The organism is Nonomuraea spiralis, assembly GCF_014648435.1.
Taxonomy (GTDB): domain Bacteria; phylum Actinomycetota; class Actinomycetes; order Streptosporangiales; family Streptosporangiaceae; genus Nonomuraea; species Nonomuraea spiralis.
In genome coordinates this window covers 587697-609046 of sequence record NZ_BMRC01000001.1, presented here as the reverse complement: position 1 = coordinate 609046, position 21350 = coordinate 587697, and the positions used below count along the sequence as shown (strand labels likewise).

General features: G+C 74.0%; 21 protein-coding genes. 15 read left to right on the top strand and 6 right to left on the bottom strand.

From position 1 onward, the window contains the following. Positions 1 to 5: 5 nt before the first annotated feature. The 10 genes from IEZ27_RS02850 to IEZ27_RS02805 all read left to right on the top strand — a co-directional run bounded on the left by IEZ27_RS02850 (position 6) and on the right by IEZ27_RS02805 (position 10233). Positions 6 to 599, top strand: a complete 594-nt coding sequence (locus IEZ27_RS02850; protein WP_189645717.1) for a biotin transporter BioY — start codon at positions 6 to 8, stop codon at positions 597 to 599. After that, on the top strand, positions 599 to 1939 hold the full coding sequence (locus tag IEZ27_RS02845) for an AMP-binding protein (RefSeq protein ID WP_189645716.1): 1341 nt from the start codon (positions 599 to 601) through the stop codon (positions 1937 to 1939). The genes IEZ27_RS02850 and IEZ27_RS02845 overlap by 1 nt, the downstream gene beginning before the upstream one ends. 1 nt (position 1940) lies before the next feature. Beyond that, complete coding sequence (locus IEZ27_RS02840; protein WP_189645715.1) at positions 1941 to 3071, top strand: thiolase family protein; 1131 nt, start codon at positions 1941 to 1943, stop codon at positions 3069 to 3071. After that, a complete protein-coding gene (locus IEZ27_RS02835; RefSeq protein ID WP_189645714.1) occupies positions 3068 to 3742 on the top strand; it encodes an energy-coupling factor ABC transporter ATP-binding protein in 675 nt (224 codons plus the stop codon). The genes IEZ27_RS02840 and IEZ27_RS02835 overlap by 4 nt, the downstream gene beginning before the upstream one ends. Further along, positions 3739 to 4344, top strand: a complete 606-nt coding sequence (locus tag IEZ27_RS02830) for an energy-coupling factor transporter transmembrane component T family protein (RefSeq protein ID WP_189645713.1) — start codon at positions 3739 to 3741, stop codon at positions 4342 to 4344. Before IEZ27_RS02835 ends, IEZ27_RS02830 begins: the two co-directional genes overlap by 4 nt. Positions 4345 to 4477: 133 nt before the next feature. Continuing rightward, a complete protein-coding gene (locus tag IEZ27_RS02825) occupies positions 4478 to 6736 on the top strand; it encodes an exo-alpha-sialidase (RefSeq protein WP_189645712.1) in 2259 nt (752 codons plus the stop codon). 87 nt (positions 6737 to 6823) lie between these two features. Further along, positions 6824 to 8863: a S9 family peptidase gene (locus IEZ27_RS02820; protein WP_189645711.1), complete on the top strand. Its 2040-nt coding sequence runs from the start codon at positions 6824 to 6826 to the stop codon at positions 8861 to 8863. A 32-nt stretch (positions 8864 to 8895) separates the two neighbouring features. Then, the gene (locus tag IEZ27_RS02815; protein ID WP_125646542.1) at positions 8896 to 9273 is read left to right on the top strand and encodes an ArsR/SmtB family transcription factor; all 378 of its coding nucleotides are present in this window, start codon (positions 8896 to 8898) and stop codon (positions 9271 to 9273) included. Beyond that, on the top strand, positions 9221 to 9838 hold the full coding sequence (locus IEZ27_RS02810) for an SRPBCC family protein (RefSeq protein ID WP_189645710.1): 618 nt from the start codon (positions 9221 to 9223) through the stop codon (positions 9836 to 9838). Before IEZ27_RS02815 ends, IEZ27_RS02810 begins: the two co-directional genes overlap by 53 nt. Further along, positions 9835 to 10233, top strand: coding sequence for a VOC family protein (locus tag IEZ27_RS02805; RefSeq protein WP_189645709.1), 399 nt, complete (start codon positions 9835 to 9837; stop codon positions 10231 to 10233). The genes IEZ27_RS02810 and IEZ27_RS02805 overlap by 4 nt, the downstream gene beginning before the upstream one ends. 30 nt (positions 10234 to 10263) lie before the next feature. Here IEZ27_RS02805 and IEZ27_RS02800 read toward each other — a convergent pair whose 3' ends face one another. Continuing rightward, entirely contained in the window at positions 10264 to 11046 is a 783-nt protein-coding gene (locus IEZ27_RS02800; RefSeq protein ID WP_189645708.1) for an SDR family oxidoreductase, read from the bottom strand. Between the two features lie 94 nt (positions 11047 to 11140). Here IEZ27_RS02800 and IEZ27_RS02795 point away from each other — a divergent pair, with 94 nt between their 5' ends. Both IEZ27_RS02795 and IEZ27_RS02790 read left to right on the top strand, forming a co-directional pair. Continuing rightward, the gene (locus IEZ27_RS02795) at positions 11141 to 11782 is read left to right on the top strand and encodes a TetR/AcrR family transcriptional regulator (protein ID WP_189645707.1); all 642 of its coding nucleotides are present in this window, start codon (positions 11141 to 11143) and stop codon (positions 11780 to 11782) included. 44 nt (positions 11783 to 11826) lie between these two features. Continuing rightward, positions 11827 to 12465, top strand: a complete 639-nt coding sequence (locus IEZ27_RS02790) for an NAD(P)-dependent oxidoreductase (protein WP_189645706.1) — start codon at positions 11827 to 11829, stop codon at positions 12463 to 12465. 9 nt (positions 12466 to 12474) lie between these two features. Here the strand turns inward: IEZ27_RS02790 and IEZ27_RS02785 are convergent, their stop codons facing one another. Further along, positions 12475 to 13086, bottom strand: coding sequence for a TetR/AcrR family transcriptional regulator (locus IEZ27_RS02785; RefSeq protein ID WP_189645705.1), 612 nt, complete (start codon positions 13084 to 13086; stop codon positions 12475 to 12477). Positions 13087 to 13131: 45 nt separating this feature from the next. Between IEZ27_RS02785 and IEZ27_RS55245 the strand changes: the two genes are divergently transcribed. Beyond that, entirely contained in the window at positions 13132 to 14079 is a 948-nt protein-coding gene (locus IEZ27_RS55245; protein ID WP_308427248.1) for a GNAT family N-acetyltransferase, read from the top strand. A gap of 8 nt (positions 14080 to 14087) precedes the next feature. Here IEZ27_RS55245 and IEZ27_RS02775 read toward each other — a convergent pair whose 3' ends face one another. Continuing rightward, positions 14088 to 14585, bottom strand: a complete 498-nt coding sequence (locus IEZ27_RS02775) for an FBP domain-containing protein (protein WP_189645704.1) — start codon at positions 14583 to 14585, stop codon at positions 14088 to 14090. A gap of 67 nt (positions 14586 to 14652) precedes the next feature. On the opposite strand from IEZ27_RS02775, the gene IEZ27_RS02770 reads away from it, so the two are divergent. Next, positions 14653 to 15222, top strand: coding sequence for a TetR/AcrR family transcriptional regulator (locus tag IEZ27_RS02770; protein WP_189645703.1), 570 nt, complete (start codon positions 14653 to 14655; stop codon positions 15220 to 15222). Positions 15223 to 15241: 19 nt separating this feature from the next. Here the strand turns inward: IEZ27_RS02770 and IEZ27_RS02765 are convergent, their stop codons facing one another. Next, positions 15242 to 15748: an RICIN domain-containing protein gene (locus IEZ27_RS02765; RefSeq protein ID WP_125646528.1), complete on the bottom strand. Its 507-nt coding sequence runs from the start codon at positions 15746 to 15748 to the stop codon at positions 15242 to 15244. Between the two features lie 134 nt (positions 15749 to 15882). Between IEZ27_RS02765 and IEZ27_RS02760 the strand changes: the two genes are divergently transcribed. Next, entirely contained in the window at positions 15883 to 17370 is a 1488-nt protein-coding gene (locus tag IEZ27_RS02760; RefSeq protein ID WP_229823132.1) for a pyridoxal phosphate-dependent decarboxylase family protein, read from the top strand. Positions 17371 to 17393: 23 nt separating this feature from the next. On the opposite strand, the gene IEZ27_RS02755 is transcribed toward IEZ27_RS02760, so the two are convergent. Together IEZ27_RS02755 and IEZ27_RS02750 are read right to left on the bottom strand one after the other, a co-directional pair. Then, positions 17394 to 18536 (bottom strand): SWIM zinc finger family protein, encoded by a 1143-nt coding sequence (locus IEZ27_RS02755; RefSeq protein ID WP_189645702.1) that lies wholly within the window; start codon positions 18534 to 18536, stop codon positions 17394 to 17396. Next, complete coding sequence (locus IEZ27_RS02750) at positions 18533 to 21262, bottom strand: DEAD/DEAH box helicase (protein WP_189645701.1); 2730 nt, start codon at positions 21260 to 21262, stop codon at positions 18533 to 18535. The genes IEZ27_RS02755 and IEZ27_RS02750 overlap by 4 nt, the downstream gene beginning before the upstream one ends. Between the last annotated feature and the right edge of the window lie 88 nt (positions 21263 to 21350).

Sequence of the window (21350 nt, the reverse complement as noted above, 5' to 3'; positions counted from 1 at the left end):
TCCTCATGAAGAACGCAGGAGGACAGCGCGGGTTCCTCATGGGAGACCTGGCCAGGATCGCCGTGTTCGCCGCGCTGATCGCGGTGCTGGGCGCGCCGGGCTCGTTCAACGTCTTCGGCAACCCGGTGCCGATCACGCTGCAGACGCTCGGCGTCATGCTGGCCGGGGCCGTCCTCGGGAGCTGGCGGGCGGCACTGGCGGTGGTCGTGCTGCTCGTGCTGGTCGCGGCCGGGTTGCCGCTGCTGGCGGGCGGACGCGGCGGGATCGGCGTGTTCACCGCCCCCTCGGCCGGGTTCCTCATCGGCTGGATCCCCGCGGCCGCGGTCACCGGGCTGCTGGTCGAGCGGGCGGGCCGCACGCCGAGCCTGCTGCGACTGCTGGTGGCCTGCGTGGTGGGCGGCATCGGGGTGGTCTACCTGATCGGCGTGCCCGTGCAGGCGCTGATCACCGGCCTGCCGCTGACCGAGGCGATGCGGCTCAGCGCCGTGTTCCTGCCGGGTGACCTGGTCAAGGCGGTGATCGCCGCGCTGGTGGCCAGGGGCACGCAGCGTGCCTATCCCGACGCGGTCCCGGCCGTTCACAACGAACGGGTGCGCTGATGCCCGTCGCCGAGCACGTCCTGCGGCACGCCGCGGGGAGCCCGTCCAGGGTCGCCCTGCGCGGGCCGCTCGGCTCGCTGACGTACGGCGAGCTGGCCGGGCGGGTCCAGGGCGGCGCGCGGTATCTCAAGGGGCGTGGCACGCTGGCCGCGATCGCTCTTGAGGACCCGGTCGAGCTGCTGGTCGCCGTGCTGGCGGCCGATCTGGCCGGGGTGACGCCGCTGGTGGGCGACCATGCCTGGAGTCCGGAGCGGTGGGCGCGCATCACCGCGGCGGCGGGCGCCGACCTGCGGGTCAGGGAGCCGCTGCCGTACGTGCCGGGCGCGCCGCTCGTGCCCGAGCCGCGTCCCGGCGACCGGGCCTGGGCCTGCTTCACCTCCGGCAGCACCGGCCGGCCGCGCGCGGTCGTCCGCACCCGGGCCTCGTGGACGCATTCCTTCCCGTACCTGGACGAGCTGGCCGGGATCGGCGCGGACGACGTCGTCCTCGTGCCCGGCCCGCTGGTCTCCTCCCTGTACGCCTTCGCCGCCGTGCACACCCTGGCGGCCGGTGCGACCGCCCTGGTGCCCGGGGGGCGTCCTGCGGCGGCGCTGCTGCGCGCGGCGACCGCGGTCCACGTGGTGCCCCACCGGCTGGCCGAGCTGCTGGAGCAGGCTCCCGGCCTGCGTACGGCCGTCGTCGGGGGCGCGGCGCTGAGCCGGGAGGCACGTGACCGGGCCGGGCGGGCGGGGGTGCGGGTGTTGTCGTACTACGGCGCGACCGAGTTGTCGTTCGTGGCCTGCGACGCCGACGGGGGCGGGATGCGTCCCTTTCCTGGCGTCGAGATCGAGGTCAGGGCCGAGCCGGGGCGCAGGCTCGGCGAGGTGTGGGCGCGTTCGCCGTGGCTGGCCGACGGCTACCTGGGCGGCGCCGCCGGTCCGCTGCGCCGCGACGGCGATGGCTGGACGACGGTCGGCGACCTGGCCGAACCGTACCGGGCGGGGCAGGTGTTGCGGGTGCGCGGGCGCGGCGACGGCGCGATCCAGACCGGCGGGGCGACCGTCGTGCCCGAGGACGTCGAGGCGGTGTTGCGGAAGGTGCCGGGCGTGGGGGACATCGTGGTGATCGGCTCGCCGCACCCGTCGCTCGGCTCGGTGGTGACCGCCGTGGTGGAGGGCGCCTCGCCGCCGCCGCGCGCGCTGCTGGAGGCCGTCGCCCGCGGCGGGCTCGACGTGGCGCAGCGGCCCCGCCGCTGGTACGCCGTCCCCGCGCTGCCGCGCACCGGGTCGGGCAAGCCGGCGCGCGGCCTGGTGGCCGACCGGCTGGCCGGCGGCGACCCCGAGATCCGGCGGCTGGCCTGACGTGGGCGGCAGACCCGTCGTCGTGGCGGCCCGCCGTACGCCGATCGGCACGGCCGGGCACGCCTTCAAGGACGTCGCCGTGGACGGGCTGGCCGCCCCCGTCATCGAGGCGGTGGCCGGTGAGGTGGGCCGGCCGGTGGACGACGTCGTACTCGGCAACTGCACGGGCCCCGGCGGCAACGTGGCCAGGGTGTCGGCGCTGGCCGCCGGGCTCGGCCACGGTGTGCCGGGCCTGACCGTCGACCGGCAGTGCGGCAGCGGGCTGGCCGCGATCCTGGTGGCCGGTCAGGCGGTGGCCTCGGGGGAGATGGACGTGGTGATCGCCGGAGGGGCCGAGAGCGCCTCGACCGCGCCGCTGCGTACGCCGCGCGGCGCGGACCGCCCGTACGAGCGGGCCCCCTTCGCGCCCGGCGGCCACCCCGACCCCGACATGGGCCCGGCGGCGGAGGCCCTGGCGGCCCGGTACGGCATCACCCGCGTCCGCCAGGACGAGTACGCCCGCCTCAGCCACGCCAAGGCGCTGGCCGCCCGCGCGGCGGGCGCGTTCGAGGAGGAGGTCGTGCCCGTCGGCGGCCGGGCGGAGGACCAGCGCCCGAGGGCGCTGCGCGCCGCCTCGCTGGCCCGGCTGCCCGCGGCGTTCGTGGCGGGCGGTACAGTGACCGCCGGCAATTCCTCCCCGGTCAGCGACGGCGCGGCCGCCGTGGCGCTGGTGGCCGACGGGTCGCGTGGCGGCCTGCCGGGGCTGCGGCTGGTGGCCGGGTCCGTCGTCGGGTGCGATCCGGCGCTGCCCGGGTGGGGGCCGGTGCCCGCGGTGCGCCGGGTGCTCGTACGTGCGGGGGTGGACATGGGACAGGTGGCGGCGGTGGAGATCGTGGAGGCGTTCGCGGCGCAGGTGCTGGCCGTCACCGACGCGCTCGGCCTCGACCCGCTGGCGGCCGACCGCGAACGGGTGTGCGCCGGCGGCGGCGCGCTGGCGCTCGGCCACCCGTGGGGCGCGACCGGCGCGGTGGTGGTGACCAGGCTCTTCTCCAGGCTGGTACGGTCCGGAGCCCCCGCCGGCACGCTGGGCCTGGCCGCCGCGGCGGTCGGCGGCGGCCTGGGCGTGGCCGCGCTGTTCGAGGTGGTCGTGTGATCGAGTTCGCCGACGTGCACGTCCGGCTGGGCACGCGGGACGTGCTGCGCGGCGTCACCGCGAGCCTGGGCGAGCGCCGGGTGGGCGTGGTCGGCGCGAACGGCTCGGGCAAGAGCACGCTGGCCCGTCTGATCAACGGCCTGGCCGTGCCCACCTCGGGCGAGGTCACGGTGCTCGGGCTGGACACCCGGCGCCAGGCCGCGAAGATCAGGCGGCGGGTGGGGTTCCTGTTCACCGATCCGGACGCGCAGATCGTCATGCCGACCGTGGCCGAGGACGTCGCGTTCTCGCTGCGCCGCAAGGGCCTGTCCCGTGAGGAGGTCGAGCGCCGCGTGCACGACGTACTGGCCCGCTACGGGCTGGACGGGCACGCCGACCATCCCGCGCACCAGTTGTCCGGCGGCCAGAAGCAGTTGCTCGCCCTGTGCGCGGTCATGGTGCTCGAACCCGACATCCTGGTCATGGACGAGCCCACGACCCTGCTCGACCTGCGCCACTCGCGCCAGGTCGCCGACCTGCTGCGGGAGATGCCGCAGCAGGTGGTGGTCGTCACGCACGACCTGCCGCTGCTGGCCGGGTTCGACCGGGTGCTGGTGCTCGACGGGGGCCGGGTCGTCGCCGACGGCACGCCCGCCGAGGCGATCGGCCACTACACCGCCCTGATGGCGTGAACGGTCTCACCGGGGCGTACGTGCCGGGCGGCTCGTGGCTGCACCGGTCGCCGGCCGGGGTCAAGCTGGCCGGTCTGGCGTTGTCGTGCACGGTGCTGGTGCTGCTGCGTCCGGCGGCGGCGCTGGCGGGGGCGGCGGTCGTGGTGGTGGCGTTGTACGCGTCCTCGCGGGTGGGGGTGCGGGCGGCGTGGTCGCAGGTCAGGCCGGTGCGCTGGTTCGCCGTCGCGCTGTTCGGCCTGCAACTGGTGTTCGCGGACCTGGACGCGGCGGTGTCCTCGACGTTGCGGGTGGTGCTGGCCGTGGCGCTGGCGGGGCTGGTGACGCTGACCACGCGGACGGCGGCGATGCTCGCGACGCTGGAGCGCGGCCTGTCACCGGCCAGGTTCGTGGGGCTGGACCCGTTCCGGTTGTCGTTGTTGCTCTCGCTGACCGTGCGCAGCGTGCCGGTCGTGGCGTCGCTGGCCGGGCGGGTCAGGGAGGCGCAGCGGGCGCGGGGGGTGGAGCGCAGCGTGCGGGCCTTCGCGGTGCCGCTGGTGGTGGGGGCGCTGCGGCACGCGGACGCGCTGGGCGAGGCGCTGTCGGCACGCGGCCTCGACGACTGAACCCGCCGATCATCACAAAACAGGCATAAGGCAGTTACAACTTACACCTGCCCTTTTGGTCAAATATAGCCTTCTTGCGTAAATAAACGACAAAACGGACGTAGATCGTTCGTTGCGCAAGGAGTTCTCCCCCGTGCTGCCCACAAGAGCATTGCTCGCCGCATGCCTGCTGCTTCCCCTTCCCGCCGTCCTCCCGGGCACGGCGCACGCGGCCACGTACTGCTCGATCCCCGACACCCCCGCCCTCACCGCCCAGGAGTCGGGACCCCGCGAGGGATATCTGGCCGGTTCGGGCAGCGACGCGTTCGTGGACTGGATCTACCCCAGCCCCCGCCCGGCGGCCAAGGAGCCGACGGCGGCCCAGCGCCGTGACTACGCCGGCTTCCCCAACCTCAGCGCCGTCGACGTCGTCAGGCCCGACGGCACGCCCGGCCAGAAGCTGTTCGCCACCTGGTCCACCAACGTGGACGCGGTCATGGCCCAGACCAGCGGCCTGGCCGTCTCCGACGACGGCGGCCGCACCTTCGGCCCGGCGCGCGCCACCCCGCTGCGCGAGGCCCCGGTGCAGCTGCACGACGGCCGCCTGTTCGGCACCGCCTACTACCTGTCCAAGGTCGACGCCCGCGCCAACGAGCTGGACGTCCACACCTCCGCCGACCTCGGCCAGACCTGGGACACCGCCAAGGCCACCTTCACCAGTCCGGACGAGCTGGTCGGCGGCGGCGTCGCGCACGGCGTGCCGGTCCAGCTCCCCGACGGCACGATCCTGGTGACCGTCTACGCCCGCTACACCGCCACCGGCGGGAAGAACCAGGCCGAGCTGTACGCCAGCGCCGACGGCGGCAAGACCTTCACCCGGCGCGGCGTGATCGCCCGCCCGGCGGGCACCGCCACCTACAACGAGACGGCCGTCGAGCAGACCGCGGACGGCAGCCTGCTCGCCGTCCTGCGCAAGGACGGCGGCACCTACTCCACGCTGGCCTGGAGCCGCTCCACCGACGAGGGCCGGACCTGGTCGCCGGTGCGCGATCTGCAACTGTCCGGCCAGAGCTGCACGGTACGCGGCGTGGCCCCGCGTCTGCTGCTCATGCCGAACGACGTGCTCGTGCTCAGCGCGGGCCGCCCGGACACCTGGCTGGCGATCTCCCCCGACGGCCGCGGCGACTCCTGGACGCAGCAGCGCGTGACCCACCACAACCGCGACGGCGTCTACGACGCGCACGGCTCGTCGGGCTACACCGGTCTGGCCGCCGTGGGCGCCAACCGCCTGGTCCAGGTCTTCGACAACTGCAAGCTGCCGGGCCTCAACGCCGACGACAGCCTGAACGAGACCGCCTGCCCGGCGAGCGGCAAGTTCGAGAACGGTGGCTGGTACGGCGTCAAACGCCGCCACCTGGACATCCTGGCCCCCGGCGCCGGCCGTATCGACCTGGCCGCCAAGCACAGGAACGGCGAGCTGACCGTCGAGACGAACATGACCTGGTCCGCCACGAACCGGCCGCGGGTGCGTCCCGACGGCGCCTTCGACGGCAGCACCTCGTACTGGTCCGGCGCCGTCTCCCAGGGCCCCGGCGAGTACGTCATGCACCTGGACCGCGACCACACCTTCAACCGGATCGGCCTCAGCCTGCGCCCCGGGCATCCGGCCGGCGCCCGCGTCTACGTCTCCAAGGACGGCCTCGACTGGGGGCAGCCCGTGACCACGGTGAGCGGGCGCACCGACTACGCGCTGCGTTACCAGCCGGTCAACGCCACCGGCCGGCACGTCAGGATCGTCGTCGAGGCCACGCCGGACTGCGACGCCGAGATCGGCGCGAGCTGCGCGATGCTCAACGAGGTCGAGCTGTACTCCACGACCGACACCTTCGACAACGACCCGATCTGGTTGCGGCCGCGCGGTTACCAGAGCCTGTCGGCGGCGTGGGTCTCGCCGTACGAGGTGGGGGCCGACCGCGCGCTGACCCTGTCCGACAAGTCCACCGGGCTCATGGCCAAGGCCGCCCGCACCACGACCGCGAGCACCCGCAAGACGCTGGAGTTCCGCTACCAGCCGGTCAGCGTGCCCAACTCCTTCCTGTTCACGGTGACCGGCGGGACGACGTCGGCGTACCACCTGAGCATCAGCGGGGCCGGCGCGCTCAGCCGCTACGACGCGGCCACCGGCAAGTGGACGACCCTGGCCCCGGCCGGGACGGTCGGCTCCGGCTGGAGCAGGATCCGCCTGGAGGCCACCACCTCCACGGCCACCCTGTACGTCAACGACCGCCAGGTCGCCACGTTGCCCCGCACGGCCGCCGTGACCTCGATGAACGGCTACGCCTTCAGCAGCGCGGGCACCGTCCCCGCCGGTGACGAGGCGCTGTTCGACGACGTGCGCTTCGAGGACCGCTGACCCCGGCGTGGCGGCGCGGGAGCGTGCCCGCGCCGCCACCCTGGCCTGCCTTGCGCCGTCTCGACGGGCCGTGTCTATGATCGCGCCATGCCTCCCCTCACGCTTCCCCGCCAGCACGCGCGGACGGCTCGCTTCACGCACGGCGTGCCGCGGAACTTCACGATCTCCCCGGACGGCACGCGGGTGATCTTCCTGCGGTCCTCCTCGGGCGAGGACCCGGTGAACCGGCTGTGGTCGTTCGACGTGGCCACGGGGGAGGAGCGCCTGCTCGCCGACCCCGGCGCGCCGGCGCCCGGCGCGCGCCTGTCGGAGGCCGAGCGCACCCGCCGGGAACGCACCCGCGAGCACGCCGCCGGCATCGTCGCCTACGCCACCGACGCCGCGGTCACCAAGGCCGTCTACGCGGTCGACGGCGCGCTGCACACCGTCGACCTGCTGACCGGCGAGGTGAGCGCGCTCGGCCTCACCGGCTCCGACCCGCGGCTCGACCCCTCGGGCGAGCAGGTCGCGTTCGTCTCCGGCGGCGCGCTGCACGTCGGGGAGCGCCCGTTGCTCGTCCCCGGCGGCACGGACGTGACGTGGGGGCTGCCCGAGCACGTGGCGGGCGAGTCGATGGGCCGCCACCGCGGCTACTGGTGGGCCCCGGACGGGAGCCGCCTGCTGGCCGCCCGGGTGGACAACTCCGCCGTGCAGAAGTGGTGCCTGGCCGAGCCCGCCGAGCCCGGCAGGCCGCCGCGGGTGATGGCCTACCCGCCGGCCGGAACGGCCAACGCCGACGTGTCGTTGTGGCTGGTCACGCTGGAGGGCCGGCGCACCCAGGTGGTGTGGGACCGCAGGGCCTTCGAGTACGTGGCGGCGGTGTCGTGGACCGGCCAGGGCCTGCTGGTGCTGGTGCAGAGCCGTGACCAGCGCACCACCCGCGTCCTGGAGGTCGATCCGGCCACCGGCGCGACCACCCTGGTGCGCGAGGACACCGACGACGCCTGGCTGGAGCTGGTGCCGGGCGTCCCGGCGCGGACGGCCGCGGGCGAGCTGGTCTGGACGGTGGACCGCGACGACACCCGCCGCCTGATGGTGGGCGAGGACGTGGTGACGCCGCCCGGCCTCCAGGTGCTGGAGGTCCTGGCGGTGGATGGCGAGAGCGTGCTGGCGCAGTGTTGCGAGGAGCCGACCGAGCGGCACCTGTACACCTGGTCCAGGGCCGACGGCCTGGTCAGGGTGACGTCCGAGCCGGGTGTGCACACCGGCGCCCGCGCCGGCGGGACGACGGTCGTGGTGCGCCGCAGCCTGGAGGAGCATGGGGTGGGGGTGAGCGCGGGCGGGAAGGCGATCGTCTCCCACGGCGCGGTGCCGGTGCTGCGGCCGGGCGTGGAGCTGGTGTCGCTGGGCAAGCGCGACCTGCGTACGGCGGTCCTGTTCCCCTCGGGGCACGTGCCGGGGTCGGGGCGGCTGCCGGTGTTGCTCTCGCCGTACGCCGGGCCCATGGGGACGCGGGTGCTGCGCAGCCTCGACGCCTTCGCGATCGAGCAGTGGTTCGCCGACCAGGGCTTCGCGGTGCTGGTCACCGACGGCCGGGGCACGCCGGGCCGGGGGCCGTCCTGGGAGCGCGCCATCCGCTTCGACAAGCTGAGCGCGGCGCTGGAGGACCAGGTCGACGCGCTGCACGCCGCCGCCGCCCGCCATCCCGACCTCGACCTGGACCGGGTGGCGATCCGCGGCTGGTCCTACGGCGGCTACCTGTCGGCCGCGGCCGTGCTGCGTCATCCCGACGTCTTCCACGTGGCCGTCGCGGGCGCGCCGGTGACCGACCCCCGCCTGTACGACACCCACTGGCAGGAGCGTTACCTCGGCCACCCCGACGAGCACCCCGATGCCTACGACCGCAGCTCGCTCCTGCCCGACGCGCCGCGCCTGAGCCGTCCGCTGATGCTGGTGCACGGCCTGGCCGACGACAACGTCTTCGCCGCCCACACCCTGCGCCTGTCGGGGGCGCTGCTGGCCGCGGGCCGCCCGCACACGGTGTTGCCCCTGACCGGCGTCACCCACATGACCTCGCAGGAGGACGTGGCCGAGAACCTGCTGCTGCTGGAGCTGGACTTCGTGCGCGCCCATCTATCCCAGGTTTGACTTATATAAGCCTGCCCTGAAACACTGAGGTCGTGCACGCGTTCGACGTCCTCGGTGATCCGGTCCGCCGCCGGATCCTGGAGCTGCTGGCCGGCGGCGAGCAGAGTTCCGGCGAGGTCACCACAGTCATCCAGCGAGAGTTCGGCATCTCCCAGCCGGCCGTCTCCCAGCACCTGAAGGTGCTGCGCGACAACGGGTTCGCCACCGTGCGGGCCCAGGGCACGCGACGGCTCTACGCCGTGGAGTTCGCGCCGCTGCGGGAGGTCGACCTCTGGCTCGATCATTTCCGCGGGTTCTGGGAGCAGCGCCTCGACGCGCTGGCCACCGAACTGGTGCGGGGCAGGAGAAAGAAACAAGATGGACAGTCTGGACGAGATATCCCGGATCAGGCGGGAGCTGAAGGACGGTGAGCGCAAGACCGTTGTACTGACCAGGCACTACGACGCCGAGGTGAAGGACGTCTGGGACGCCTGCACCGACGCCGAGCGCCTGGCCCGCTGGTTCCTGCCCGTCTCGGGCGACCTGCGGCTCGGGGGCACGTACCAGCTCGAAGGCAACGCGGGCGGGGAAATCCTCGACTGCGAGCCGCCCGCCTACCTCAGGGTGAGCTGGCTGTTCGGGCCCGACCCCGGCTTCTCGGAGGTCGAGGTGCGCCTGTCGGCCGAGGACGAGGGCACCCTGTTCGAGCTGCGGCACACCGCCGAGGTGCCGCCGGAGATGTGGGGGCGCTACGGCCCCGGAGCGGTCGGCGTCGGCTGGGACCTGGCGCTGCTGGGCCTGGGCCTGCACCTCGCGGGCGGGCCGCCGCCCGACAAGAGCGGCTTCGAGCTGACCGGCGACGGCCGGCGTTTCATCACCGCCAGCAGCCAGGCGTGGGGGGCGGCCTTCGAACGCTCGGGCGCCGCGCCCGAGACCGCCGCCACCGCCGTCGCCGGCACCACCGCCTTCTACCTGCCTCCGGAGGACCAGGCATGAGCCAGAAGACCACGACGTTCCTGATGTTCCAGAACGGCGACGCCGAGGAGGCCATGACCTTCTACGTGTCCCTGTTCGAGGACTCCAAGGTGGTGGCCGTCTCCCACTACGGCCCTGGCGAGCCGGGCCCCGAGGGCACCGTCAAGCACGCCACGTTCACCCTGGCCGGCCAGGAGTACATGTGCATCGACAGCAACCAGCAGCACGCCTTCGGTTTCACGCCCTCGATCTCGATCTGGGTCGCCTGCGACACCGAGGAGGAGATCGACCGGCTGTACGCGGCGCTGCTGGAGGGCGGCCAGGCGCTGATGCCGATCGGCTCGTACGGCTTCAGCACCAGGTTCGGCTGGCTGGCTGACCGGTTCGGCGTGTCCTGGCAGCTCAACCTGGCCTGACGCCCCCGGCGGCGGCCACGGGCGGGGGTGTCAGACCAGGGTCTGGCCCCCGTCCACGGTGAGCACGGTCCCGGTCACGAAGTTGTTGGTCATGAGGAACAACGAGGCCGAGGCCGCCTCCTGCGCCGTGCCGAACCGGCCGAGCGGCATGCCACGGCCGGCCGCGGCCACCGCCTCGTCCCCGTCGAGGCCGAGGCTGCCGCGCGAGAGCGGGGTGTCCACCACGCCGTACCTGACGGCGTTGACCCGCAGCCGCAGGGGCGCGAGCTCGACGGCCAGGGTCCTGGTGAGCCCTTCGACGGCGCCGAGGATCGCGATGGCGGCGGCGGCTCCGGGGATGGGCCGCTGGAGGTAGAGGCCGGAGCTGAAGGTGATGGATCCGCCGGGCGCCATGGCCCGGGCCGCGACGCGGGCCGCGCCGTAGGCGCCCCAGAACCGGCCGTCCACGGCCTGCCGGAGCCGGTCGGCGGGCGTGTCGAGGAACGGCCCGCCGGCCAGGCCGCCCGCGGTGACCAGCACGTGGTCCACCGGGCCGCCGGCCTCGTCCAGAACGCGCCGCAGGTCGTCCTCGTCGGTGCCGTCGGCGGCGATCCCGATCACGGTGCTCGCGGGGGTGCGTACCTGCTCGACGGCGGCGGCCAGGCGGTCGCGGTCGCGGGCCACGAGCACCACGCGGGCCCCGACGGAGGCCAGCAGCGCGCCGGCCGCGAGCCCGATGCCGGAGCTGCCCCCGACGACCACCACGGTACGGCCGTCCAGCGCGGCGGGCAGCGGCAGGCCGACGGGCACGGGGGCAAGGGTGTCGACAGTCATGATCTCTCTCCTCAACAAATAAACCATACGGTTGGTTTAAGAGAACCCTGGCGCGCTCCCGGGCAAATGTCAACTGGATGGTTTAATTGTTCGCATGACCTACGACGCGGAGGCCACCAGACAGCGCATCCTCGCCGCCGCCACGGCCGAGTACGCCGAGCACGGCCTGGCCGGGGCCAGGATCGACCGCATCTCGGCCGCCGCCCGGGCCAACAAGCAGGCGATCTACCTCTACTTCGGCGGCAAGGAGAAGTTGTTCGGCACGGTCGTACGGGCCAAGATCGACGAGATCTGCCACGCGGTGAGCCTCGACCCGCGTACGTTGCCCGAGGCCGTCGGCGTGCTGTTCGACTGGTACCAGGAGCATCCGGAGCTGCTGCGGCTGCTGATGTGGGAGGCGCTGGAGGTGGGCGAGGCCCCGGTCGAGGGGGAAGGCGAGCGCAGGGAGTCCTACGTCGGGCACGTCGACGGCCTGACCGCGGCCGGCATGAGCGACCGGCCCACCGCCCAGGACTGGCTGTTCACCGTCCTCGGGCTGGTGGCCTGGAACTTCGCCGTACCGCAGATGCGCCGGCTCATCCTCGACGAGCCCGATCCCGGCAGGGCGCTGGCCCGGCGCCGTGCGGCGGTCGTGGAGACGGCCCGGATCCTGGCGGCCGCCCACGCCTCCGGCGGCGCCGCAGGGCCTTCGCGCACGCGGGAGCCCTCGGGCGCCGCCGGACCCTCCGGCGAGTAGGGTGAGTAAGTATTCACCCACTCTCCGGTGAAGGGGAACACGACATGAGGCTCGTCATCTTCGGCGCGACCGGCGGCACCGGGCGTGAGCTCGTCCGGCAGGCGCTCGATCTGGGGCACGAGGTCACCGCCGTCGTCCGCGATCCCGCCCGGTTGCCCGCCGACCTGCGCGACCGGGTCGAGACCGTGACCGCCGACGTGGCCGATCCCCAGGCCATCGCCCCGGCGATCAAGGGCAGGGACGCCGTGCTGATCGCGCTCGGCTCGCGCGACCGGGGCCCGACCACCGTGCACACCACGAGCATGCGCTCGATCACGCAGGCCATGGAACGTGTCTCCGCCCGGCGGCTGCTGCTGGTGAGCGCCGCCGGCCTGGTCACCGACGCCGGTGACGGCCCGTTCACCCGGTACGTGCTCAAGCCCCTCGTCGTGCAGCCGCTGTTCAAGAACTCCTACACCGACCTGGCCGCGGCCGAGCGCCTGCTGCGGGCCCGCGATCTGGACTGGACGATCGTGCGCCCGGCCCGGCTGCTGAACAGCGGGCTGACCGGCCGCTACCGCACGGCCGTGGACCTCAACGTGCGCGGCGGCCGGTCCACCACCCGCGCCGACCTGGCCCACTGCATGCTGAGGCTGGCCGGCGACCCCGCCTCGATCGGCCACGTCGTCTCCGTGGCCACCTGAGGGACGGCGTCACGGACCGCGGGCCGGCAGAGGCTCCGCGATCGAGGCGAGGAAGTCGTCGAGCAGGGACGTCTGCACGTCCTCGGGGAAGCGGGCGGGGTCGAACAGCGCCTGGACGACCAGGCCGTGCGTGAAGGCGACGACGGTGGCCGCGAGCCGTCCCGGGTCGGCGGCCGGGGGCAGTTCGCCGAGGTCGCGGGCGGTCTCCAGGTGGCGCAGCAGCGACGAGCGCAGCCGTTCGTAGCGGGCGCCCTGGTCGGCGCCGAGGTCGTCGTCGGCCAGGGCCAGGTCCCATGAGCTGACCCAGATACGGTTGCGGGCGACATCGCCGGGGGCCAGCGGCAGGATGTCGAGCAGCGCGGCCCTGAGCGCGGCCAGCCCGGCGGCCGGCGGCTCGCGCCGGGGACGGGCGGCCGTACGTTTCTCCAGCAGGTCGAGGGCGTGTGCGACCAGGGCCCGTTTGGTCGGGAAGTAGTGCATGAGCAGGCCGGTCGAGGCGCCCATGGCGGTGGCGACGGCGCGCAGGGTCAGCCCGCCGAACCCCTTGTCGGCCAGCACCTGCCAGACCGCCTGGGAAACGTCCTCGCGGCGGGCTTCACGGTCTCCGGGAGCGGGTGCCATGCTGCTACCTTACATACCGAACGCTCGTTACGTACCCATTGGACGGTGTCCGTGTTCACACTGCCGCTCGGCGACGACGCCCTGCTGCGCCCCTTGGAGCCCTGGCAGGCGCAGGAGTTCCTCGACCACATCGACCGTGCCCGCGCGATCGTGGATCCGTGGATCCCCTGGGCGGCGCGCAGCACCGACCTCGCCTCCGCCACGGCGGTCCTGCAGCGGTACGCCGACGACCAGGCCGCCGACGGCGGCCGCATCTACGGGATCTGGCTGGCCGGCACGCTGGTCGGCGGCGTCATGTTCACCAGGTTCGACGCCGTGTCGGGGGTGTGCGAGGTCGGCTGCTGGCTGGAGCCCGCCGGGCAGGGCCACGGGCTGGTGACCCGGGCCTGCCGGCTGCTGATCGACTGGGCGTTCGGGGAACGCGGCATGACCCGGGTCGAGTGGTGGGTCTCGGCGGGCAACACCCGCAGCATCGAGGTCGCGCGCCGGCTCGGCATGACCCGCGAGGGCGTGCTGCGCGCGCGTTACCCGCACCGGGGCGAGCGGCACGACAGCGAGGTCTGGGCGCTGCTGGCCGGCGACGCGCCCGCCACGGGCGCCAAGGCCGAGCTCGACGGGCTGATGGCCGCCTTCCTGGACGCCTTCACCAACACCGCCGGACGCGTCGCGGACGTCGCCGCCGTCCGCGACCTGTGCATCCCGCAGGTCACGATCGTCAACAACACCGGGGGCGAGCCGGTGGCCTACGACCTCGACGGCTTCGTCGAGCCCCGGCAGAAGCTGCTGACCGACGGGACGCTCACGGAGTTCTCCGAGTGGGAGGTGGCCGAGCGCACCGAGATCTCCGGGTCGATCGCCCACCGGTTCAGCGACTACCGCAAGTCCGGCGTCCGGGACGGCGCGCGGTTCGAGGGCGCGGGCCGTAAGATCACCCAGTTCGTCCGGACGCCCGCCGGGTGGCGGATCAGCTCGATGGCCTGGGACGACGAGTAGGCGGCCGGTCAGGCGGCCACCTTGTCCAGGAAGGCGCGCACGTTGGCGTGGGTGCGGGCGAGCTTCTCCTCAAGGGTCAGCGACTCCTCGACGACCCCGGCCCCCGCGGCCTGCCTCTTCCCGCGCAGGTAGAGGGGGCAGGCGAGGTCGGCGCACATGTACTGCCCGACCGTGTTGCCCTGGCGGCCGGGCTCGCCGGTGCGCCGGGCGGTCATCAGGGCCACGCCGCCGCTGGTGTGCGTGGTCAGGCAGAGTGAGCACATGCTGCGTGAGGTGAAGGCGCGCGCGGCGCCGGAGGTCACCCGCAGCGCGACCCCCACCAGGGGGCCGTCGCCGCCGGCGACCAGGTAGGCGCGCTCGGGGGCGCCCGGATCTCGCCAGCCCAGGAAGTCGAGGTCGTCCCAAGGCAGGTCGGGCAGGTCTCTGGGCAGCTCGGCGCGCTTGGCCTCGCCCTTGGAGCAGTTGATGAACGACGTGCGGATGTCGTGTTCGGTCAGGGGTCTCATGGGCGTGGAGGCTAATCCTTCTTAAGGGTAGTATGCAAATACTTAAAACCTGTAAGAAGGGTGGCGCATGGCACGGGCGGGTGTGACGGTGGAGCGGCTGGTCAGGGCGGCGGCCGAGCTGGCCGACGAGGTCGGCTTCCACAACGTGACCGTCTCCGCGCTGGCCCGCGGCTTCGGCGTCAAACCCGCCGCCCTGTACGCGCACGTCAAGGACCTCCAGGAGCTGCGGGTCAGGGTCGCTGAGCTGGCTCTGGGCGAGATGGCCGACCGGGCCGCCGCCGCGCTGGCCGGCCGGTCGGGCAAGGACGCGCTGATCCCCTTCGCCGACGCCTACCGCGACTACGCCAAGGAGCATCCTGGCCGCTACGCCGCCACGCAGATCGAGCTCGACTCCGAGTCGCTGGACCTCGACGCGGGCCGCCGGCACTCGGACCTGACGCGGGCCATCCTGCGCGGCTACGACCTGGCCGAACCCGACCAGACCGACGCCGTACGCATGCTTCACAGCACGCTGCACGGCTATGTGACCCTGGAGACGGCCGGCGGGTTCCGCCGCCACTCCCGCGCGGCGGACGCCTCCTGGTCCAGGACTCTGGACGCCCTCGACTCCGTGCTCAGGAACTGGCCCCCGGCCTGAGGGCAGGGGGCGCGGACCCTCAGACCGCGGCCCAGAGCTGGGCCTTGTTGTTCAGCCCCGGCGAGCAGGGGAAGATCTTGACGAAGGTGTCGAGGGTGTCCAGGCAGCTTCCGGAGGCCAGCGACGAGCGGATCTGGTTGAACCCCGACCCCTTGACGAACGGCACGCCGCCCAGCGTGAACCACCGGACGCCCGGGTTGGTGTCGCTGCAGGCCCGTTCCACCACCTGCGCGCCGAAGGCGGCCGAGTCCACGGCGACGCACAGCTGCGTGGCCGGGTTGCGCAGGACGAAGGAGTCGCCGGGCAGCGGGACGATCTCCCACTGCTGCTCGCGGACGCTGTGGCAGGTGAAGCGCTGCAGCCGGGCGCCGGGGACGAAGATGTCGTCCTCGGTCCGGATGTCGAGGCACTTGCTCTGCTCGGCCTCCTTGATGTGCACGGGGGCGGCGGCGTGGGCGGCGCCGGGGAGGATCCAGACGGTCAGTACGGCGGCCGTCGCGGACACGATCCAGCGTAGAGGTCTCATGTGGGTCTCCTTGTTCTCCTGGTGATGAGTGGGTGCCTATCTGTGGTGGCGTTCCATGGCGTTCCATCGGGGGTTCGCGTGGCGGCTTGTTGGCCCGGTGGCCGCCGGTGCCGCACAGTGGCGGGGTGACGGATGTGACCGAAGGTGAGGCCCTGTCGGGTGGCGTCGGCGGGGCCGGCGCTCTGGAGCCGCTGCTGCGTACCGTGCTGGACGCCCTGGCCGAGGGCGCGCGGCGGCGGGCCGGGCCGATCCCCGCCCGTACGCCCGGCGAGCTGGCCGCCGAGCTCGACCGCGTGGCGAGTGAGTCCGCCGGGGGGTGGCTGGGGGTGTTGACGGCGGCGCTGGCGTACGGGAGCGCCGATCCGGCCGATCCGCTGTGCGCGGCGCATCTGCACTGCCCGCCGCTGGCCGTGGCGGTGGCCGCCGATCTGGCGGTCTCGGCGCTCAACCCGTCGCTGGACTCCTGGGACCAGGCGCCGGCCGCGACCGTGCTGGAGACGTCGCTGCTGGCCGAGCTGGCCCGGCTGGTGGGGTACGGGACGTCGGCGGCGGGCGTGCTGACCTCCGGCGGCACCGAGTCCAACCTGATGGGCCTGATGCTGGCCAGGGACCTGGTGCTGGGCCGGGCCTCGGGAGAGCGGATCGAGTTGTCGGGGCTGCCCGGGGGCGGGCCGCGGCCCAGGGTGTTCGCCTCCGAGGCCGCGCATTTCTCGACCCGGCGGGCGGCCGCGCTGCTCGGGCTCGGCGAGGACGCGGTCGTCGCCGTCCCGGTCGATCGGGAGCTGCGTATGGACGCCGGGGCGCTGGCGGCGGCGCTGCGGGAGAGCGCGGGTCGTGGCGAGCGGCCGGTGGCCGTGGTGGCCACGGCGGGCACGACGGACACCGGGGCGATCGACCCGTTGCGCGAGTGCGCCGAGCCGGCCGCCGAGTACGGCGCCTGGCTGCACGTCGATGCCGCCTACGGCGGTGGCGCGCTGCTGTCGGACCGGCTCGCCCCGCTCCTGGACGGCATCGCGCTGGCCGACTCGGTGTCGCTGGACTGGCACAAGCTCGGCTGGCAGCCGGCCGCGGCGGGCGTCTTCCTGGTACGCAGGGCAGAGACGTACGCCTCGCTGGCCCGGCGGGCTGTCTACCTCAACCCGGCCGACGACGAGGAGGCCGGTTACCCGAGCCTGCTGGGGTACTCGCTGCGCACGACCCGGCGCGCCGACGCGTTCAAGATCGCGGTCACGTTGCGCACGCTGGGCCGGGCGGGGCTGGGCCGTCTGGTGGACGCCTGCCACGACCTGGCCCGGTACGCCGCCGCCGGGGTGCGCGCCCATCCGCGGCTGGAGCTGCACGCCGAGCCGGTGCTGACCGCGTTCCTGTTCCGGTACGCGACGGCGGATCCGGCGCGGTCGGACGCGGTGAACGCCGCGCTGCGCCGCAGGCTGCTGCGCGAGGGCACGGCGGTGGTCGGCCGCACCGAGCTCCCCGAGGGCCTTGCCGGGGAGCCCGGCGCCGGTCCGGGGCGGGTCCGGCTCAAGCTCACCCTGCTCAACCCGCACACCACGACGTCCGACCTCGACCGCCTGCTACGGGCGGTGGCGGCGGCGGGCGAGGCCGAGGAGTCCGGTCCCTGACCCCTGCCTGCCTGTCGGCGGGGTCAGGGAAGGAGGGTGGAGGGGTCGCGTTCGGGTGGGCCGGAGGGCCACCAGTGGCCGTCGTGCTCGGTGAAGGGGTACCAGCGGCCGTCGCGGCCGTAGCGCACCTGGCGGGCGCCGAGGGTCCAGCGGTTGCGCCAGGTCTCCAGGTGCGGCGGGGGCTCGCCGTCCCAGCCGGACTCCAGCAGCGCCTGGGCCCTGGCCAGGTCCTGGCGGGGCGGGGTCCAGGCGGTGTCGAGCACGTCGAGCCCGGCGGCGCCGCCGTACCGCCAGGCCTGGACGGCGGGCTCCAGGCCCAGGTCGAGGTCGTGGTCGGCGGCCAGGCGGACGCGGTCCTGGTATTCGCTCAGCGGCTCCAGCCGGCCGCGCAGCAGGATCTCGCGGGCGCGCCCGGCGGCCGAGGCGGCCAGGACGGCCAGAGCGGCCACGTCCACGCCGGGTGCCGGGTCGAGCGCGAGCGGTGTGAAGGCGGTCTCCGCGGGTGGCGGGTCGGGCAGGGGCGGCTCGCCGAGCGCGAACGCCTGCGCGGCGGGCACGCCCCCGGCCGGGGCATCGGGCGCGGCGTCGGGCGCGGCTCCGGACCGGGCGGGGGGCAGGTCGCGGTTCTGCAGTGCGTCGATCAGTTCCCGCTCGCCGCGCCCGCGCAGCAGCAGCAGGACGAACGGGTCGCCGTCCAGCAGCCAGGACGCCTGGTAGCACAGGGCTGCGGCGTGCTTGCACGGGTGTCCCCAGTCGGGGCAGGAGCATTCGGGCTCCAGGTCGCCGACGGTGGGCAGCAGCGGGACGGCGGCGTCCTCGGCGGCCTCGACCAGGTCGTGCGGGACGTCGCGGTCCAGCAGGGCGGCGATGTGCCCGGCCTTGGCGGCGACCTGGTCCAGGAAACGTTCCCAGGCGGCGTCGGTGAGCTGTTCGACGCGGACGACGGTGTCGTACTCGTGCTCGGTGATGGCGGCGAGCCGGCCGGGGCTGACGGTGATCGGGCCGACCTGGCCGGTCTTGGCGTAGGCGCGGCCCTTGCGCAGCAGGGTCTGGTCGAGCGAGGTGTCCTCCAGGGCCTTGATCCATGCCTGGCCCCACCAGGTGGTGGCGAAGCGGGCTCCGGCGCGTTGCGGGGGGAAGGCGGGGAATCCGCGTACGGCGGTCATCTGAGCTCCACGAGGGCGGCGAGTTCGGCGTCGGTCAGCTCGGTGAAGGCGGCCTCTCCGGAGGCCAGGACGGCGTCGGCGAGCGAGCGCTTGGCGCCCAGCATGGCGGCGATGCGGTCCTCGATCGTGCCTTCGGCGATGAGGCGGTGGACCTGGACGGGCCTGGTCTGGCCGATGCGGTAGGCGCGGTCGGTGGCCTGGTCCTCCACGGCGGGGTTCCACCAGCGGTCGTAGTGGATGACGTGGTCGGCGCGGGTGAGGTTCAGGCCGGTGCCGGCGGCCTTGAGGGAGAGGAGGAAGACGGGGGCCTGGCCGTCCTGGAAGCGGCGGACCATCTCCTCGCGGCGGGCGACCGGGGTGCCGCCGTGCAGGAGCTGCGTGCCGACGCCGCGGGCGGTCAGGTGCCGGTCCAGGAGCCTGGCCATGGCGACGTACTGGGTGAAGACCAGGACGGCGCCGTCCTCGGCGACGATCGTGTCGACGAGCTCGTCGAGCAGTTCGAGCTTGCCGGAGCGGCCGGTCAGCCGGGGGGCCGATTCGTGCAGGTAGTGGGCGGGATGGTTGCAGATCTGCTTGAGCCCGGTGAGCAGTTTGACGATCAGGCCGCGCCTGGCCATGCCCTGGGCGCTCTCGATCTGGGTCATGATCTCGCGGACGGTGGCCTCGTACAGGGCGGCCTGTTCGGTGGTGAGGGGGACGGGCCGGTCGGTCTCGGTCTTGGGCGGCAGTTCGGGGGCGATGCCGGGGTCGCTCTTGCGGCGGCGCAGCAGGAACGGGCCGACGAGCCTGGCCAGCCGGGCGGCCGTCTCGGTGTCGCCGGACTCGACCGGTTTGGCCCATCGTGCCCTGAAGCGTCCGAGGGGGCCGAGCAGTCCGGGGGTGGTCCAGTCGAGGATGGCCCACAGTTCCGACAGGTTGTTCTCCACGGGGGTGCCGGTCAGGGCGACGCGGGCGGCGGCGGGGATCTCGCGCAGCGCCTTGGCGGTGCCGGAGGTCGGGTTCTTGACGTGCTGGGCCTCGTCGGCGACCAGCAGGCCCCACGGGTGGGCGCCGAGGGTGGCCGCGTCCAGGCGCATGGTGCCGTACGTGGTGAGCACGAAGCCCTCGTCGGCCAGGGTGCGGGCGCTGCCGTGGTAGCGGCGGACCGGGACGCCGGGGGCGAACCTGGTGATCTCGCGTTCCCAGTTGCCCAGCAGCGAGGCCGGGCAGACCACGAGCGTGGGGCCGGTGCCGGCGCGGTGCAGGTGGAGCGCGATCAGGGTGATCGTCTTGCCCAGGCCCATGTCGTCGGCCAGGCAGCCGCCGAGCCCGAGTGAGGTCATCCTGGCCAGCCAGCGCAGCCCTTGGAGCTGGTAGTCGCGCAGGGTGGCGGCCAGGCCGGGCGGCGGATCGACGGGGTCGGGGTCGGTGAGCCGGTCGCGCAGCTCGGCGAGCCAGGCGGTGGGCTCGACGGCGACCTGTTCCGGCTCGCCCTTGCCCTCCCCATCGAGTTCGACCGTGCCGGTGAGCGCGGCGCCGAGCGCCTGGAGGCCGGTCAGGGGCTTGAGGTCGGGGCGGCGGGCCTTGCGGGCCAGGGCGGGGTCGATGAGTACCCATTGGTCGCGCAGCCGTACGACGGGACGGTGGGACTCGGCCAGCAGGTCCATCTCGGCGGCGGTCAGCGGGGCGCCGCCGAGCGCCAGCCGCCAGTTGAAGCTGGTCAGGTGGTGGCCGCCGAGGAAGGAGGGCAGGTCGGAGGGCGCGTTGTCGCGTTCGCCGACGACGGCCTGGGCGCTGAGGCCGCGTACGAGGGAGCGCGGCCAGTGGACCTCGACGCCGGCGGCGGTGAGCCGGTCGGCCGCGCCGGACAGCAGGTCCTCGACGTCGCCGTCGGTGAGGGCGAGCTCGTCGGGGACGGCGTGGTCGAGCAGCCGTTCCAGGCGGGCCCAGGCGCGGGCGGCGCGGCGCAGGGCGAGGGTGACCTCGATGCGGGCGCGGGGGCCGAACCCGGGGTCGCGGCCTTCCCACAGGTCGGCGGCGTCCACGACGAGCGAGGGGTCGGCCAGGCCGTGCACCTGGACGACGGCCCGGAACTCGGCCGCGGCCAGGTCGTCGGCCTCCAGCCGGAGCGAGAGCCGTACGCCGCTGTCGAGCCCGGCCGAGACCTCCTCGGCCCAGGGGCGCAGGTGGGGCACCTTGACGGGCTTGACGGCGGCGAAGGCCGTGGTGCCGGTGGCGCGTACGGCTCCGGGCGAGCGCGGCATGGCGTCGGCCACGGCGTCGAGGAAGGCGCGCAGGAGGCTCTCGGCGTCGGGCAGCAGCAGGTCGCGTACGGGGATGGCGCGGGCGGCGGCGGGCATGGCCTCGGCCAGCTCGCGCACCCGCCGGGCGTCGGCGGCGTCCAGGGGCCCGGCCCGCCAGGAGTCGTGGCCGCCGGGTGTGACGGCGGGCAGGATGCGTCCGCGGGTGACGAGCTGGAGGGCGACCAGCGCGGCCGCGCCCCAGAAACGGGCGGCGGGGTGGGCGGCGGCGTCGGCGCGTGCCCTGGCCAGGACGGCCACCGCGTCGGCGGCCGGGATCCTGGTGGCGGCCCGCTCGCGCGGGCGGGGACGGCCGTCGTCGTCCTGTTCGATCACCGTGGCCGTGTCGTCGCCCTCGTCGTGGAGGAAGACCAGGTGACCGGACCTGGGGGGATCGCCGGGTTCGAAGATCACTGGGTGTCGCGCCAGATCCGGAAGAGCACTCATAGGCCGTACAGTGTACGGTACGTGGGGGTGTGGTTTACCACAGGGCGCCTCGGCAGTACGCCTCATTACCGACATGTCTGATCGTTCG

Bases quoted from the DNA above. Each gene is read 5' to 3' on its own strand.
- IEZ27_RS02850 (WP_189645717.1), top strand. From the start codon at position 6: ATGAAGAACGCAGGAGGACAGCGCGGGTTCCTCATGGGAGACCTGGCC.
- IEZ27_RS02845 (WP_189645716.1), top strand. From the start codon at position 599: ATGCCCGTCGCCGAGCACGTCCTGCGGCACGCCGCGGGGAGCCCGTCC.
- IEZ27_RS02820 (WP_189645711.1), top strand. From the start codon at position 6,824: ATGCCTCCCCTCACGCTTCCCCGCCAGCACGCGCGGACGGCTCGCTTC.
- IEZ27_RS02810 (WP_189645710.1), top strand. From the start codon at position 9,221: ATGGACAGTCTGGACGAGATATCCCGGATCAGGCGGGAGCTGAAGGAC.
- IEZ27_RS02805 (WP_189645709.1), top strand. From the start codon at position 9,835: ATGAGCCAGAAGACCACGACGTTCCTGATGTTCCAGAACGGCGACGCC.
- IEZ27_RS02800 (WP_189645708.1), bottom strand. From the start codon at position 11,046: ATGACTGTCGACACCCTTGCCCCCGTGCCCGTCGGCCTGCCGCTGCCC.
- IEZ27_RS02795 (WP_189645707.1), top strand. From the start codon at position 11,141: ATGACCTACGACGCGGAGGCCACCAGACAGCGCATCCTCGCCGCCGCC.
- IEZ27_RS02790 (WP_189645706.1), top strand. From the start codon at position 11,827: ATGAGGCTCGTCATCTTCGGCGCGACCGGCGGCACCGGGCGTGAGCTC.
- IEZ27_RS02785 (WP_189645705.1), bottom strand. From the start codon at position 13,086: ATGGCACCCGCTCCCGGAGACCGTGAAGCCCGCCGCGAGGACGTTTCC.
- IEZ27_RS02775 (WP_189645704.1), bottom strand. From the start codon at position 14,585: ATGAGACCCCTGACCGAACACGACATCCGCACGTCGTTCATCAACTGC.
- IEZ27_RS02770 (WP_189645703.1), top strand. From the start codon at position 14,653: ATGGCACGGGCGGGTGTGACGGTGGAGCGGCTGGTCAGGGCGGCGGCC.
- IEZ27_RS02765 (WP_125646528.1), bottom strand. From the start codon at position 15,748: ATGAGACCTCTACGCTGGATCGTGTCCGCGACGGCCGCCGTACTGACC.
- IEZ27_RS02755 (WP_189645702.1), bottom strand. From the start codon at position 18,536: ATGACCGCCGTACGCGGATTCCCCGCCTTCCCCCCGCAACGCGCCGGA.
- IEZ27_RS02750 (WP_189645701.1), bottom strand. From the start codon at position 21,262: ATGAGTGCTCTTCCGGATCTGGCGCGACACCCAGTGATCTTCGAACCC.